A 15,109-nucleotide genomic window follows, 5' to 3' on the forward strand; every position below is an offset into this window, starting at 1 on the left:
AAGCCTGGCAAAAGAAAGGGGCCCGAAGACCCCCTGGCACCCAGGCCATGTTCATTCAGGCCGGATTATTTGAGCACGGCTTCGGCCGACGCGTAGTCGGGCTCCTGCGCGATCTCGGGCACCAGCTGGCTGTACAGCACCTTGTCGTTCTCATCGAGCACCACCACGGCGCGCGCGGCAAGGCCAGTGAGTGGCCCGGAGGCGATGGCCACACCATAGTCCTTCAGAAAGGCCGGGGAGCGAAAGGTCGAGAGCGTCTTGACGTTCTCCAGGCCCTCGGCGCCACAGAAACGGGCCTGGGCAAACGGCAGGTCGGCCGAGATGCACAGCACCACGGTGTTGGGCAGTTTGGCGGCATCGGCATTGAAGGTGCGCACGGAGGTGGCACAGGTGGGGGTGTCGATGCTGGGGAAGATGTTGAGCACCTTGCGCTTGCCGGCCAGGCTGGCCAGTGTGAGTTCGGCCAGGTCCTTGCCTGCCAGCGTGAAGGCCGGCGCCTGCTGGCCCGCTTGCGGGAAGGTGCCGGCGATGTCGATGGGATTGCCCTTGAGGGTGACTTGGGACATGGGTTCTGCTCCTGCGTGATGATGAAAACTCAGCGGCCAGTATATGTACAAGCCCCGGCCCGTGCCGCGACGCCCGCGCGTTGCCCCAGGTGCCGTGGGGCCATGCATCGCCTGCTGACCGGAAGATCACGAACAGGCTCCCAGGCCGGCTTTTCAGCCACGTCCGACGAATGGCATCTTGGTCGCCATCACGGTGTGGAAAAGCACATTGGCCTGCAGCGGCAGATTGGCCATGTACAGCACGGACTGGCCGACGATGTCCACATCCATCATCGGCTCGACGGCGATCTCGCCATTGGCCTGCGGCACCCCGCTGGCCATGCGCGAGGCCAGCTCCGTCATGGCGTTGCCGACGTCGATCTGGCCGACCGCGATGTCGTACTGGCGGCCATCGAGCGAAGCCGTCTTGGTCAGGCCCATCACCGCGTGCTTGGTGGCCGTGTAGGCCATGGAGTTGGGACGCGGCGCGTGCGCGGAGATCGAGCCGTTGTTGATGATGCGTCCGCCCCTGGGGGTCTGCTGGCGCATCACGCGAAAGGCCTGCTGCAGGCAGTAGAACATGCCGTTGAGGTTGACGTCCACGACGTCCTTCCACTGTGCAGCCGTCCAGTCCAGGAAGTCGCCGGGCGGGTTGCTGCGCCCGGCGTTGTTGAACAGCAGGTCGACCCGGCCATGGGCTTCGACGGCGCGGGCGAACAGGCGCTCGACCTGGGCCGGATCGGTCACATCGGTGGGGACGGCCAGTGCGCTCTCCTCGTCGCTGCCGGTGCTGTCACTGCTCTTGCCACTTTGGCTTCGGGCATGGGCGGCGCGCGCCAGGGCGGCGACCTCGTCCAGCAATTCGGCGCGGCGGCCGGCCAGCACGATGCGATAGCCGTCGGCAGCCAGCGCCAGCGCAACGGCCTTGCCGATGCCCGAGCCCGCTCCCGTGATGACGGCGACTTTTCGATGATTCATGGCGTTCTCCATAAAACGATTATCATTCATAAGTTTTGCGCAATCGGTTTCATCCCGTCACCGTCGTGTGACGCAGCGTCTGAGAACCCCGTTTGCATGCGCTCTTTTGATGGCCCATGAAAAGAGCGCGTGCAGGTTTTGAGCATTTCTCAGCCAGCGACGCATTTCCTTCCCATGACTTCCACTGATCCACGATACCTTTTTCTGGAGTATCGCGCTGAGCTGCTGATTTACCTCTCCCACAGGCTGGGCGATGCGGAGCAGGCCGAGGAGCTTGTTCAGGAGATGTACATCCGCTTCTGCCAGTCGCCATCACTGGGAGGCATCGAGAATGTCAGGGCTTATCTTTTCGGGATGGCCCGCCACATCATTGCCGATACCATCTCGGCCAGGAGCCGCTCGCGCACGGAAAGCATCAGCGACATGGAGCTTGACGAGTATGCCAGCCCATACCCCGGCCCTGATGCCAACGCGGCAGCGAGGCAAATGCTCGAACATCTGGCGGCGGCGCTGGATGATTTGCCGGAGCTGACCCGCCAGATTTTCACATTGAACCGCCTCTACCAATACAGTCACCAGGAGGTGGGCGACAGGCTGGGCGTCTCGTCCAGTACCGTGCAAAAGCATCTGGCAAGGGCGCTCGCCCATGTGGCGGCCCAGATGCGCGAGCATTGATTGGTGAGCACTGCCTGTGCCCGCCTCCTGAATTACCGGAATTTGCGCGCAAAACAGACATCCAGAATATCAGCCCTGACCGTCGCCCCTTCGAAGCCCTGCCATGATCGAGAACCAGCCAGAACGCCACAAACAGAACACGGCCGCGTCCGTGCGCAGTGTCCATCGTCCGGATGCCGTTGAACAGCAGGCCGCCGAGTGGCTGGTGCAGCAGGATGCCGCCGACTGGAGCGAAGAAAAACAACGCGAATTCGAGCGCTGGCTTGGCAGCGCCCCCGGACATGCCAGCGCATACCGGCATGTGCGAAAAACCTGGCAGGCTCTCGGGCAGCTCATCGACGCACCGGAGCTTTATGATTCCGGCCTCGGCCAGAGGCATACGCCTCCAAGGCAGGAGGTGCCGCCATATCCCTATCCCGCTCCCGCCCGGCCCATGCAGGCTGGAGAGGGTGCGCACGTACCGGGTGGCGGACGGGCGGGACCGGGGAGCATCCGTTTTTTCCGGCAGGGCTCTCGCAGCACCATCACCTGGTTTGCCAGCTTCGGCATGCTCATGCTGCTTGCGGTCGTTTTTCTGGTCTTGCCGCAGGGAGCGCAAAATCCCCTGATCGCGCTGCGCGCGGATTACCTGACCAAGCCGGGCGAGTTGAAGGCCATCGCGCTGCCCGACGGCAGCCTGATGGAGCTCGATGGCAACAGCGCCATTGCGATTGGCTACGACGGCCGGCAGCGCCAGGTCAGGTTGCTGCATGGACAGGCGTGGTTCCACCCCAGGCCGGTCGTGCCGGCTGGTGGCGCGGCAGGGGCGGAAGAGCGGCCATTCGTGGTTGCCGCGGATAACGGCCATACCCGTGCACTCGGCACGCAATTCATCGTGCAGAAGAAGCGCAATGCTGTCCTGGTCGCCGGCATAGAGCATCAGGTCCGGGTCAGTCTCGACCAGGCGGCGGGTCCGGTCACCCTCCTGCCGGGTCAGGCCGTTCAGTATGGCGCGGACGGGTTCGGGCCGGTCGTCGCCGCGGATGTTGACTTGGCGCAGGCTTGGCGCAAGGGGCGGCTGGTTTTTGAACACGAGGAGTTGCGGGATGTGGTTGCAACCCTCAACCGCTACAGCAAGCGGCCCATCGTGTTGCGCGGTGGTGAGGCCGTGGCACGGCGCAGCTTCAGCGGCGTGTTTCCCAGCGCAGATCCCGAGAGGATCATCCAGGTCATGGAGAGGGAGCTGGGCCTCAAGAGCCTCCGGACGCCGCTGGCCATTTTCATCTATTCCTGATTGATGGACGCGGTGTGCGGGGCAGGCATCGGCGGAGCAGGGCCAGAGGACTCCGGATACCGTGGCGAGACGAGAACGCGCATGCCAATGACGGCAATCCATCCGGTATGAAAAATTAATATCATTCCCGTTACTGAATTTTTCTTCCAGATCCGACTACATGGGGAGCGGTCCGCCAAAGCAGGCAGGGCCGATTCCGGCAGGACTGGAAGGAGAATCAATGCCGCGCAAGATCGACAAGCCGACGCACCCTCATCAAGACCGAGACGAGACAGCCACAGCCACAGCCCAAAAGTATTCGCCAAGGCCCGCGAGCCCTGCGTCCCTTATGGCACTGCTTGTGACTGCAGGCCTGACGGCCGGCCTTGGCCTGCATGGGTCCGCCGCCAGGGGCCAGGAGCGTCTGCCTGCTGCTGACGCCGGTTCGGCCTCGCAGGTCTGGCAGTTCAACATCCCCGCGGGCCATCTCGACAGCGCGCTCATCAGCGTGGGCAACACCACCGGCCTGGAGATCGGTTTCGATCCGCAACGGCTGCAAGGCCTTCGCAGTCCTGGTCTGCAGGGCGGCTACACCGTGCAGCAGGCCTTGCAATTGCTGCTGCAGGGCAGCCCCTACACCGTGGAGCTCAGCGGTGCCAATCGCGCACGCCTGGTTGAACTCGATCCGCAACGGCAAGGTAGTGCGCCTGATGGCTCGGTCTCCATCACGCGTGCGGCGGATGCCGGCACCGGTGGCAACATCCTCCCCGAAGTCGTTGTCAGCTACGCGTCGCCGCAGGTCCAGTCATCCACCAATTACACCGTCAGCCAGAGCAGTTCCGCCGCCAAGCTTGACCTCGCCCTCAAGGAAACGCCGCAGTCCATCAGCGTCTTCACCGAAAAGCTGATCCAGGACATGAACCTCACCAGCATCAGCGACGTGCTCGCCGCCACCCCCGGCGTGACCACAGTCGAAAACGGCATCCCCGGGGCGGGGCGGGTCGAATACTACTCGCGCGGCTTTGCCATCAACAGTTTCCAGATCGACGGCCTGATGACCGATGGCGCTGCCTTCGGCGCGCAGAACAACGCATCCAACCGCACTGCCGTCGGTATGCAGGACCCATTCCTGTACGAGCGCATCGACATCATCCGCGGCTCCACCGGCCTGACCACCGGCCAGGGCGATCCCTCGGCCAGCCTCAGCTTCGTGCGCAAGAAGCCCCTGCGGGAGCGCCAGATCCTGGCCAATCTGCAATACGGCAGCTGGTCCACCAAGCGCGCCGAACTGGATTTTTCCACCCCGCTCAACGAAAGCGGCACCTGGCGCGGCCGCGTTGTCGCCACCGGGGACCATGGCAAGGCCTACGTCGACCGCGTCAAGCAGAAGGGCACGGCCCTGTATGCCATCACCGAACTGGATGCCACCCCCAGCACCCGCCTCACCCTGGGCGGCACCCAGGCCAAGCGGCGCCTCGATGGCACCGGCCCGCACGGCATCCGGCGCACCACCAACATCCACAGCCCCAACACCGAGCTGGACCGCAGCTACAACAACGCCACCCGCTGGAGCTACCGCGACTTTGACTACAACAACGTCTTCGCCAGCATCGACCATGCTTTCGCCAACGGCTGGCAGATCGTTGGCGCCTACAACCACTTCAGCACCAAAAGCGACCGCCTTTACGGCGTGATGGGCACCACCTTTTACATGCCCCAATGGGACGTTGCCAGTTACGTCTGGGGCCGCGAGCGCTACGACAACGCCACCAACGCCTTCGACGTGTACCTCAAGGGCGACTTCGAACTGCTCGGCCGCCAGCATGACTTCGTCATCGGCGTGAACCAGACCAAATCGGACCGTACCAACTACAACTACCTGCCCGAGCTGAGCGACGTCATCCGGCCCAATTCGCAATCGCAGGTGGATGATCCCAGTAACAGCATGTGGCGTTCCGAACGCTGGATGCGTCCCAGCCAGTGGAACGATGGCGACATCGGCTTGCCCGCGCTCGACCTCCCCAACTGGCAGCTGATCGGGCTGAACGCATCCTGGGACACGCCCTACAGCATCTACAACTTCAAGCGCGAGCAGAAGGGCATTTATGGCTCCGTGCGTCTGCGCCCGCTCGAACACCTGCAGGTCATCCTCGGTGCCCGCTACGGCAAAGGCGAAAAGTTCGAGAGCCAGCCCAGCACCTTTCAGCCCTACGGCGGCCTGATCTACGAGCTGACGCCCAGCATCAACGCCTATGTTGGATACGCCCGTGTCGAAAAGCCCAACACGCTTGAATTGGCCTTTCCCCTTGACGTCAACGGCAACTGGCTCGACCCGCTCAAGGCCAACACCATCGAGGCCGGCCTCAAGGGCGGCTTCTTCGACAATCGCCTCAATCTCGCGGCAACGTACTTCACGATGACGCAGGACAACTATCCCATCGAGACCAACCGCTACGTTGCGAACCCCCTTTATCCCGGCACCTACAGTCCGGCGTATGTCGGCCTCGACGGCTACAAGGTCTACGGTGTCGAGCTGAATGCGGCAGGCCAGATCACCCCGCACTGGCAAATCATGGGTGGCTACGTGCACCAGCGCCAGGAAATACCCACGGATTTCTGGGGCATCGAAACCGGCGAGGATTTCGAGGCGCAGTTCTTCTTTCCGAAAAACTCGTTCAAGATTTTCACCAGCTACGATTTTGGCAGCCGCCGCCAATTCACCATCGGCGGTGGCACTTACTGGCAATCCGCCGGGCGCAACAATGTGCAATACGTCCGGGACGATGGCAGCAATTATTACTGGTGGCAAGGCAGCTACGCCCTCTACAACCTGATGGCCCGCTGGCGAATCGATAAAAACACCACCATCGGCGTCAATGTGCGCAACCTGTTTGATAAAACCTACTTCACCAATTCCAGCGCAGGCAATTACGGTGCGCCGCGCAGCATTACCGCCAGCCTGAACATGAAATTCTGATGAATGCTTGCAAAGTTTTGGCACGCTTGCCGTTGTGCCTGAAAAATCGTGGCACAGAGGAACAGCACATGCCTGAATGGTCGTATAGGCTTTCTTCCTGAGCTGTGCGCGCCAGCAGTCACGCTGGCACCCACTCTCGATAAAGGCACACCCGGCCTGAGGTCCAAAGATATATTTAGAGTATTCACATCATCATGCGTACATAAAGCGTTCATGAAGCGGTCTGAAAACCGTTGAATATCTCGCACTGCAAAATACGAAGCTGTCCAGCCAGCCTCGCGGATATTTGTTGATGTTTTGAAAATATCAATATCCACATTATTTTCATGGAATATCTGAAAATTCTGCTGATTGATTTAAAGTATATGAACCGCAGTCAACGGAAAATGCCGAAAATACCAACGCAAACAGCGGCAGCCACGCACCCAGCCAGTCCGCACATACCCCCACGCGTAAAGAATTGAAGCAACCCGGCATGGCGGCATTTGCCGCATGCCAGGCTGCCCCGGAGTTTGATGCCTGAAAAGGCGTCAATCAGTCGCCCGTGGAATGCTTGCAAACCGCCGGGCATTTTGTTGGTATCTCTCTTTCAAGGAGAAATCGTATGCAACGGAAATCAGTTCGCCTGTCTCTGGTCGCCATGGCCGCCTTTGCCGCCATCGGTTCGGCGCAGGCCCAGTCCTACCTCAACGTCAACTTCAACGGCACGCAGAACATCGCGGGCGACACCCCGGCGTTCCGCGGCTCGTTCACCTATAACGGCGTGGTCTATGGCCCCAGCTCTGCGGTCGCCAGCGCCGATGGCTCTGTGACTGCGCCCACGGTCAACAGCCTGAATCTGGCAACCTTCGACGAGGACACGTTGGTTTCGACCGATGAAAACGGCGTCAAGCTCGGCAACACCGGCACCTACAAGTACAGCGATGGCACCCGCGGCAACGCCGTGGTGTACCGCTTCTACCGCCAGCAATATTCCGGTATCGCCGGAAACCTGACCAAAGGGGCGAACAACGAGCAGGAAGAGCGCAAGCACTTCGTCAAGGCCATCGTCGGCCAGGGCACTGACTACGATGACCTGCCCTCCAGCGGCAACTACATCTACGAGGGCATTGCATTCAGCAACTTCCCGACAGGTGATTTCACCTACACGGTCAACCTGGCCAGCAAGACCGGCTCGGGCTCGTTCACGCTGGACAACATCCTGGTGCCTGCCGCTTGGGTTGGTGAATCCGGCGCGGCCAAGCGCCTGGATGTCGGCGGCACGCTGAACACGGCCAGCCTGGTGGCCGATGCCAACGGCATCGTCGGCTCGGCCGGTGTTGAAGGCGGTAGCGTAACGGCCGGCGCGCAGAATCCCGGCGATGCCTCCCAGGTCGCCCTGTGGAACGCCATTGTCAGCAACAGCACCACCACGGTTGATCCCAAGTACTACCTCAATCTCTTCGGCACCAGCAGTGGTACTGACGTGGCCAGGGAAGTCGCGGGCACCATCATCGGTCTGCCCGAGCGCATCGGCGGCGTAGCCATCATCGGTACCCGTTGATCGGCGCATGAACCCCACGGTCCCGCTGCCCGTCCAGGTGCGGGGCCGTTTCCGGCATTCCGGCACACAACCCCACAAACCGCATTCATCTTCATCCATCAAAACCATGAACCGTTTCATGAACCATCCGACTTCCCGCCCTGGCGCAAAGACGCTCACTTCCCTTGCCATTGCGCTGATGCTTGCAGCCTGCGGTGGCGGAGGTGGCAGCGATGATGTTGCCGATGGCGGCACCGACCCCACTTCCCCCACCGACACCACCCATACCCTGACCGTGCGGGTCGATGGCCTGCCCGAAGGCGCGACCCTGCCCGTCACCTACGGCAGCAGCAGCGACAGCCTCTCTGCCGCTAGCGACAGCCTCGCCATCAAAGGCAGCGGCTCCACCAGCATCGCGCTGGGCAAGCTGGTGTTGGCCACCGAGCAGCCCTACCTGGTGCAATGCGCATTTGCCGAGCCCCTGGCAGGCGCGCTGCAATCCGATGGCAGCCTGCAGGCCAGCTTCAGCGCGGATGCCACTCAGGCGGTGCAGTGCGGCCAGAAGATTGCCGTGGTGCTGGAGCAAAGAAAAGTCTCGGTGCTGCCAGCCACCAAAGGCAGCGGCCTGAACGTGCTCACCGCCAACCTTGATGGCTCGCAGGCCCAGTGGCTCTCTCCTCCGCTGATGGTTTACAACAGCACTGCCAACAGCGTATCCGCGCTGGTAAGCAACGAGTTGTATGTGTCGGCCAAGGACGATGACGTCAACAGCGCCACCGGCTGGGAACTGCGCGCCACCGATGGTGCAACAGCCCGCCTTGTCAAGGACATCAATACGACTGTGACGGCCGGCGTTGGCGCAGGCTCCTTGCCAGCGAATCTGGTGGCGTTGGGCAGCAGGCTTTATTTCTCGGCAAACGATGCATCGGCATCAAGCAGTTCACTCTGGGTCAGCGACGGCACCGAGGCCGGCACGCAACAAGTGCTGTTGCAGGGGAGTGCATTCGACACCCCTGGAAACCTGACCGTTGCGGGCGGCAAGCTGTTCTTTCGCTCGCAGGCCAAGGTGTACGCTATCGACGACAGTGGTGCGGTGACGGATCTGGGCCTGACCCAGACCACCGGCAGCTTCAGTGTCGTGGGCGACCGGGTTTTCCTGACGGATGACAATGGCTCGCAGTGGTTCAGCGATGGCACGGTGGCAGGCACTGAGGAATTCACTGCTGCAACGATCAACTACATCACCGAACTTGATGGTTCGATCTACTTTGCGGGCACCGCAATCGGCGCCAGATGGTGGGCCAACTCGATCTACAAGACCGACGGAACGGCTGCTGGCACGCAGGTTGTCGTGGACGGCACGTCCATCGAACCTTCGCGTGGTCGCACTGAAATGGGCTTTCTCCAGACCGTGAACGGCAAGCTGATCTTCTCGGCCTACGACGGCACAGGCTCGCATCTCTATGCCAGTGATGGCACGCCAGCGGGCACGCAAGCCATCCACGCGCCCACCGGTCTCAACACAAACGTTTTCAATCTTGGCATTCGTCTGGTCTTTCGCGACCAGGAAAACGAAAGTGACATTTCTGCCTCCACCCTCTGGACAACCGATGGCACTGCTGCGGGTACGCAACGGCTGTCGGCTGAAGGCGTTGCATCCTTCATCACGAAAACCGGATTGCAGCAAGTGGGCCCGGACCGGCTGGTGTTCACCATTCACAAAGGCGACTCGACCAGCCTGTCCGGCAATGTTTGGATCACCGACGGCACCGTCATCGGCACCAAACAGCTGCAAGACGAGGATGATGCGCAGATCGAGGTCTATGAGGCAGGCACCAATGCCATTTGATGCAGCAGTCTGAGCGTCCGTACCCTGACGCGCCGAACTGCATCCCCATCTTCCACTCGATGGATTGCCCTTCATGTGCTTAAAGACCTGGCCGCTGGCCTTTCCCGCGTCATGTGTGCTGCTGGTCGCCGTGGCACAGGCGCAGCCTGCAGCGCCAGTGGCCCCTGCCGCGCCGCTGGCGCTGCCGCAGGACGACACACGCCTGCTGCAACAGCAGCCGCAGCTGCAGCGCAGGCCGCAGCCGGGCAGGCCGAGCATGGGCAATCGGGATGGCGGTGCGCCAAGCCTGCCCCAGGCCACGGATGATGACCTGCGACGCGACCGGTCCCTGACCGAGCGCGTCATCGAACAGGCCATGCTGAGCGGTGACTGGGCCACGCTGGAGCATGTGATGGGTTTCTACCCCGGCATGCCCGGGGCCGACCCGTTGCTGGTGGATTTCGTGCTGGGGGCGCTGGCCCGGCGCGATGGCCGCCATGCGGAGGCGATCATGCGCTACCGGCGCATGCTCGCGCGCGATGCCACGCTGAGCTATGTGCGGCTTGACCTGGCGGGCATGCTGATGGAGGACAAGCGCTACCAGGAATCGGCCCGCGAGCTGAGCGCGGTGCTGAGCGACATGCGTCTGGCGCCCGCGGCCCGCGCCAGGGCGCTCCAGGAGCAACAGGCGCTCGCCGGCCAGCAGGGCTGGTCCGGCCGCGTGGCGCTGGGCTGGGGCATCAGCAGCAACCAGAACCAGGGCACGGACAATGATGCGTTGTACCTGCCGGTGGGCACGCTGACGGACGGCACGCCGCTGCTCTGGGAACTGCTCAAGGATGCCAGGGACATGCCGCACGGCTCCGGCGGCCCGCGCCTGGAGGCGGGCGCGGGGCGCGATTTCAACATTGCGGGCCACCACTACCTGACGCTGGGCGCGAGCCTGGATGGCGTGGCCTGGCTGCGCGATTCGGACTTCGACCGCGTGAACACGAACCTGCGCGCCGGCTACAAGTGGCAGAACGTGGATTCGTGGCTGGGTGCGTCGCTGATCGGCAGCCGCATGTGGCTCGGCGGCAGGCCCTACAGCAGCGGTGCGGGCCTGAGCCTGGACGCGGGCCGCTGGCTGACGGGCACGGCGCAGGCCAGCGGCAGCCTGACCTGGCTGAGCCGCCGCTACGACAGCGAGCGCTATGCCAGCTACGAGGGCCATTTGCGCGCAGTGTCGGCCAACCTGACCAAGGTGTTCTCGCGCAGCCTGATCGCCTTTGCCGGCGTGGCGCTGCAGGATGAAGACGCGCGCGGCGGCGAGGAATCGTCATTGCGGCGCACCATCCAGCTCGGTGGCCTGTATGCATTCGACAGCGGCCTCACCGCCCGTGCCTCGGCCCGCTACACCCGCCGCCGGTTCGACGCGCCGTATTCGCTGTTCCTTTGGCAGGAGCGCCGTGACCGCGAATACGCGTTCGATGCCAGCTTCTGGAACGATCATTGGCAAATCGCCGGCTTCACCCCCAAGATCACGCTGAACTATCTGCGTGTCAAAAGCACGCTTTATGCCTATCCACGCACCGAGAGAGAAGTTTCGCTGATGCTGGAGAAAACGTTTTGAGCTGTATGGCTTGGCGGTACGCCTCTGTCCATGCAATGAGAAATCGTGGCCCCTGATGCTGAGCGCGGATCATGCGCCGCGCACTGGCACGAGACTGGCCCCGTCATTTTTCCGCGCGATATGGATAGGCGCTGTCTCCGACTGCCCATGGGCGAATTGCGCCACCTCTGGCGCAGTGCTTGTGCGCTGCAGGAGTCGCAGCGTGCGGGCCTGTGGATCGAGTTCGACGATGGACCCATGTGGCACGGCCTCGGTGATGTCGCAATCGAAGCCTGCCAGCATGGCGATGCCGGCCAGTGCTGCGCCCTGAACCAGAATAGGGTTGACCGTATTGAACACAATCGCGGCAGGAGCCATGTTGCGTGATTGCATTTCATGAAGCATCCAAGCACTGGCGACGCCGCCCTTGGCAGTATCGAGTACCAGAATCCGTCCCACGTAGGATTGGCCGACCAGTTTGTGGGTGGGGCGTGAGAACACGCCTTCCAGCCGATTCAGATCATAGCGGGCGGACAGCCCATCCTTGGCGACCAGGGCTTGCGCAGATACTTTGGTGCCAAGGCCATGGCGTGCCGTCCAAACATATTCGTCGCTCATGCCAGTTCTCCTGTGGTGGCGGCGTTGACACATTCTTCCATCGAGGCAAGCATTGGCGTGTAGCCATAGCCACCCAGAATATTCACCAATTTTGCGCTGTTGGTCGCCAGGGTCTTCCATCCCTTGGCTTCGGCCATTTCACGGGCGTATGACTGATAAAAGCACATGCCGGCGAGTACGCTTCCTCCTGCTTGCTCAATGCGCCGCGTATAGCCAAACCGCTCCGAGTCGGGCGCGACCTGTGGACTGGTGACGGCCAGCAAGGGCACCTTGAAGCGGCGGCCATCGCAAATCTCCGCGAGCGCGCGCAGTTCGAACAGGCTCAGCTGTGGTGCAGAGAAAACGACGACATCCACTTTCCTGGTTACCGCGTAGCTTGCCGCGAGCGCCTCGATGTGGCTGCGGCCGATGCGGTGGTGCACTGGCAGTGCATCGCCTCCGACATCTGCCAGGCGCGGCGCCTCTGGGGTGATGCCAATCATGTGGAAAAGGGCGATCGATCCAAAGCTGGCCATTGCTGCGCCGAAGTGCTTGAGCTGGTCGGATGTTGGTGCAGCTTCGATGCCTTCGATGACGGGCACCTGCCAGTAGTTGCCAGCCAGGCGGCCGATGACGCCACCGAGCGCTCCCCACTCATTGAGTGTCTGGGGCGTGTCGTCGACACGGAATCGCATGGTTGCCTGTCGGTTCTCATCGAGGTGATAGCCATAGCGTGGCGTTCGTCCCGTCAGGCCTGCCGAGAGCGCCGAAGGCCCCCCTTCGAAGTTCGAACGTGCGCCGTTCACCGAATTCGAATAGATGACCACTCCGGTATCGCCGAAAGCAACATGTTCCCCGCGCGTTGCCGCAAGCACCGTCTGATAGTTGATGCAGGTGTCCGTCATGCTGACGCCCAGGCGTACGAAGGCATTGATTGCGCGGCGTTCCAGTTCCAGCATCCAATCGCGTTGGCCCAGGTCGTTGGCCTTGCTGAAATCCGTGCCGCGTGGGTCGGTGATGGTGGGGATGCAGACGGTGTGGCGACCGTCGCAGGCCTCGGACAGGCTCTCGAGCCAGAGCACGCCGGCTTGACCAAGGCTTTCGGTGTCGGCCATCACGTGCGCTTGCGTGACAGGAACAAAGTCGCGTGCACCGAAAAAATCACCAACTGCCGCCTGGTGCTGCATTGCCTGCTGCAGCACTCTTCCGCACTCGCCATTGAGCATTGCGGTTTCTTCATCGTTGAGCAACATTCGCCATCTCCAATTGTTTTTCGTCAGTGGGGCTGTTCACGTCAAGAGTGGCTGGTGTCGCCAGTCACATCACCTCGTCAGGCAAAACTCAGGCGTGCCGTATGCGCATGTTGGTACCCGGAGCCCGGCCCTCGCTTCGCAGCACAAATTCATAGCGCTCAGGCCGCACCAGAAACAGTGCGCGCTCACACAGCGCACCAAGGGCATCATGCGATCTTCGGGAAAGCGTCAGCACGAATCCGCCGTTGCCCTCCAGGCCGAGGTGGCCTGCGGAAGTGAGGTCGGGAACCTTGGCACCAATGCTGCTCTCGGCGCTGACGATGCGCCGCTTCAGTCCCTCCTCGACAAGGCCGTAGATCGTCATTTGCTCCGCTGATTCACGCCCGAGCAGAAGGGCTTCGTCTGGCAGCCAGGCCTGCACCAGTGCGATGGGGGCGCCGTCCAGCCGGTACAGCCGTTCGAGCCGCGTGCCAAGGCCTTCCTCGTGAGCCTCGGAAGATGGCCCCCAAAAAAGCAGTTCTGTCTGTGGCGTCACACCCTGGCATACCAACTCGTCATAGAAGCCGCGGGCTTTTCCCAGGGCGTGGCGGACGTGGTCACTCGAGACATAGGTTCCCTTTCCTTGCCGCTTCTGGACTAGGCCGTCATCCGCCAGGAGCTGGAGGGCCTGGCGGGTCGTGACCCGGCTGATGCCGAAGCGCCGCTGCAAATGTGCTTCCGAGGGAAGGGCGCCGCCGTCGCCGTAGTGGTGGGCGAGGATTTCCCGGCGCAGCAATGCTGCCACCTGTACATAGAGGGGCGTGGCCTGATCGCGATCCAGCGCTTCAGTCAACCGATGCTCCGGATGTCTGGACTGCACGCTGCCACTTCGGCACCTCACTGTCGATGAAGCGCTTGAGCGCTGGTCCATCGCTGCCGATGGCTTCCAGTCCCAGCACGCTCAGATGCGCGCGCATATCGGTTGTCTGCATGACGCTGGCGGTGGCCGCTTCGAGTTTCTGCTGAATCTCGTCTGGCAGTCCGGCAGGAGCGAACAAAGCCCACCAGGCGCTGGTCTGATAGCCTGGAACGCCCGCTTCGGCGATCGTGGGCACGTCGGGCAGTACCGGACTGCGCTGGGAGCCCGAAATGCCAAGGGGACGCAAGGTGCCCGCGCGCAGGTGCGGCAGTGGTGATTGGACCGGATCGAACATGGCGGCAATCTGCCCTCCCTGCAGATCGACGATGGCGGGTGCGCTGCCTTTGTAAGGCACGTGCATTAACTGAATGCCGGCCATGTCCGCGAAGATCGCTCCTGACAAATGGCCGGGAGAGCCTGGCCCCGCCGAACCATACGTGAGACGACCGGGCTCCTTGCGTGCCAGCGCGATGAATTCCTCCACCGTGGTGGCTGGCACCGCAGGATTGACGAAAAGAGCCACCGGCGCGGCGGCCAGCAACGAGATGGACGTGAAGTCGTCAACAGGATCGAATGGCAGTTTGCTGTAGAGGCTTTGGTTGATGGCATGTGTTCCGACTGTGCCAATCAGCAGTGTGTACCCATCGGATGGGGCCTTGGCGACGATGGCCGCACCGATGTTGCCGCCAGCTCCTCCTCTGTTGTCAACCACCACCTGTTGATTCAGGACGTCGGACAAAGCCTTCGCGAGGGGGCGTGCGACGATGTCGGTCGGTCCTCCGGCAGGAAATGGCACGACCAACCGGATGGGCTGTGAAGGGTAGGGGGTGGATGCGTGAGCTCCCTGATGGAAAAAGAAAGGCAGCAGCGTCAGCATTACTGCTGACAGTGTTCTGGAACGCATGGTTCGATTCCTCAACTCAAGAATGAAAGGGTTCGACTTGCATCGCTGGCGAGATTGCGATGCACATGCTTGTATTAAGACGTATTGGA

13 protein-coding genes are annotated in these 15,109 nt (G+C 62.1%); 6 read left to right on the forward strand and 7 right to left on the reverse strand.

Translation table 11 applies throughout. The features are described from left to right. Positions 1-65: 65 nt before the first annotated feature. Positions 66-566: a thiol peroxidase gene (gene tpx / locus EV687_RS01025; protein ID WP_122226031.1), complete on the reverse strand. Its 501-nt coding sequence runs from the start codon at positions 564-566 to the stop codon at positions 66-68. Positions 567-719: 153 nt separating this feature from the next. Then, complete coding sequence (locus tag EV687_RS01030) at positions 720-1,523, reverse strand: SDR family oxidoreductase (protein ID WP_423201056.1); 804 nt, start codon at positions 1,521-1,523, stop codon at positions 720-722. 129 nt (positions 1,524-1,652) lie between these two features. Here EV687_RS01030 and EV687_RS01035 point away from each other — a divergent pair, with 129 nt between their 5' ends. From EV687_RS01035 to EV687_RS01045, 3 genes are all read left to right on the forward strand, one after another. Continuing rightward, positions 1,653-2,198 carry an RNA polymerase sigma factor gene (locus EV687_RS01035; RefSeq protein ID WP_130466400.1) on the forward strand — a complete coding sequence of 182 codons (546 nt, stop codon included), beginning with the start codon at positions 1,653-1,655 and terminating at the stop codon, positions 2,196-2,198. A gap of 103 nt (positions 2,199-2,301) precedes the next feature. Then, positions 2,302-3,471: a FecR family protein gene (locus tag EV687_RS01040; RefSeq protein WP_122226034.1), complete on the forward strand. Its 1,170-nt coding sequence runs from the start codon at positions 2,302-2,304 to the stop codon at positions 3,469-3,471. Positions 3,472-3,799: 328 nt separating this feature from the next. After that, the gene (locus EV687_RS01045) at positions 3,800-6,427 is read left to right on the forward strand and encodes a TonB-dependent siderophore receptor (protein WP_162846511.1); all 2,628 of its coding nucleotides are present in this window, start codon (positions 3,800-3,802) and stop codon (positions 6,425-6,427) included. Here EV687_RS01045 and EV687_RS01050 read toward each other — a convergent pair. Beyond that, on the reverse strand, positions 6,379-6,744 hold the full coding sequence (locus EV687_RS01050) for a hypothetical protein (protein WP_130466401.1): 366 nt from the start codon (positions 6,742-6,744) through the stop codon (positions 6,379-6,381). The genes EV687_RS01045 and EV687_RS01050 overlap by 49 nt on opposite strands. Before the next feature lie 287 nt (positions 6,745-7,031). On the opposite strand from EV687_RS01050, the gene EV687_RS01055 reads away from it, so the two are divergent. The 3 genes from EV687_RS01055 to EV687_RS01065 all read left to right on the forward strand — a co-directional run bounded on the left by EV687_RS01055 (position 7,032) and on the right by EV687_RS01065 (position 11,389). Beyond that, positions 7,032-7,970 (forward strand): factor H binding protein domain-containing protein, encoded by a 939-nt coding sequence (locus EV687_RS01055; RefSeq protein ID WP_130466402.1) that lies wholly within the window; start codon positions 7,032-7,034, stop codon positions 7,968-7,970. A gap of 106 nt (positions 7,971-8,076) precedes the next feature. Further along, a complete protein-coding gene (locus EV687_RS01060) occupies positions 8,077-9,798 on the forward strand; it encodes a hypothetical protein (protein WP_122226037.1) in 1,722 nt (573 codons plus the stop codon). A 73-nt stretch (positions 9,799-9,871) separates the two neighbouring features. Beyond that, a complete protein-coding gene (locus EV687_RS01065) occupies positions 9,872-11,389 on the forward strand; it encodes a surface lipoprotein assembly modifier (RefSeq protein WP_122226038.1) in 1,518 nt (505 codons plus the stop codon). A 69-nt stretch (positions 11,390-11,458) separates the two neighbouring features. Here EV687_RS01065 and EV687_RS01070 read toward each other — a convergent pair whose 3' ends face one another. The 4 genes from EV687_RS01070 to EV687_RS01085 form a co-directional block, all read right to left on the reverse strand. After that, positions 11,459-11,986 carry an aconitase X swivel domain-containing protein gene (locus tag EV687_RS01070; RefSeq protein WP_122226039.1) on the reverse strand — a complete coding sequence of 176 codons (528 nt, stop codon included), beginning with the start codon at positions 11,984-11,986 and terminating at the stop codon, positions 11,459-11,461. After that, a complete protein-coding gene (locus EV687_RS01075; protein ID WP_122226040.1) occupies positions 11,983-13,218 on the reverse strand; it encodes an aconitase X in 1,236 nt (411 codons plus the stop codon). Before EV687_RS01075 ends, EV687_RS01070 begins: the two co-directional genes overlap by 4 nt. An 88-nt stretch (positions 13,219-13,306) precedes the next feature. Next, positions 13,307-14,050 carry a GntR family transcriptional regulator gene (locus EV687_RS01080; RefSeq protein ID WP_162846512.1) on the reverse strand — a complete coding sequence of 248 codons (744 nt, stop codon included), beginning with the start codon at positions 14,048-14,050 and terminating at the stop codon, positions 13,307-13,309. Beyond that, on the reverse strand, positions 14,043-15,020 hold the full coding sequence (locus EV687_RS01085) for a Bug family tripartite tricarboxylate transporter substrate binding protein (protein WP_122226042.1): 978 nt from the start codon (positions 15,018-15,020) through the stop codon (positions 14,043-14,045). The genes EV687_RS01080 and EV687_RS01085 overlap by 8 nt, the downstream gene beginning before the upstream one ends. Positions 15,021-15,109 lie beyond the last annotated feature (89 nt).

The organism is Corticibacter populi (assembly GCF_004217315.1).
GTDB lineage: Bacteria > Pseudomonadota > Gammaproteobacteria > Burkholderiales > Burkholderiaceae_C > Lampropedia > Lampropedia populi.

Excerpts from the sequence above, each read along its gene's own strand:
- EV687_RS01070 (WP_122226039.1), bottom strand. The coding sequence starts at position 11,986 with ATGAGCGACGAATATGTTTGGACGGCACGCCATGGCCTTGGCACCAAA.
- EV687_RS01045 (WP_162846511.1), top strand. The coding sequence starts at position 3,800 with ATGGCACTGCTTGTGACTGCAGGCCTGACGGCCGGCCTTGGCCTGCAT.
- EV687_RS01030 (WP_423201056.1), bottom strand. The coding sequence starts at position 1,523 with ATGAATCATCGAAAAGTCGCCGTCATCACGGGAGCGGGCTCGGGCATC.
- EV687_RS01060 (WP_122226037.1), top strand. The coding sequence starts at position 8,077 with ATGAACCGTTTCATGAACCATCCGACTTCCCGCCCTGGCGCAAAGACG.
- tpx (WP_122226031.1), bottom strand. The coding sequence starts at position 566 with ATGTCCCAAGTCACCCTCAAGGGCAATCCCATCGACATCGCCGGCACC.
- EV687_RS01040 (WP_122226034.1), top strand. The coding sequence starts at position 2,302 with ATGATCGAGAACCAGCCAGAACGCCACAAACAGAACACGGCCGCGTCC.
- EV687_RS01085 (WP_122226042.1), bottom strand. The coding sequence starts at position 15,020 with ATGCGTTCCAGAACACTGTCAGCAGTAATGCTGACGCTGCTGCCTTTC.
- EV687_RS01055 (WP_130466402.1), top strand. The coding sequence starts at position 7,032 with ATGCAACGGAAATCAGTTCGCCTGTCTCTGGTCGCCATGGCCGCCTTT.
- EV687_RS01075 (WP_122226040.1), bottom strand. The coding sequence starts at position 13,218 with ATGTTGCTCAACGATGAAGAAACCGCAATGCTCAATGGCGAGTGCGGA.
- EV687_RS01065 (WP_122226038.1), top strand. The coding sequence starts at position 9,872 with ATGTGCTTAAAGACCTGGCCGCTGGCCTTTCCCGCGTCATGTGTGCTG.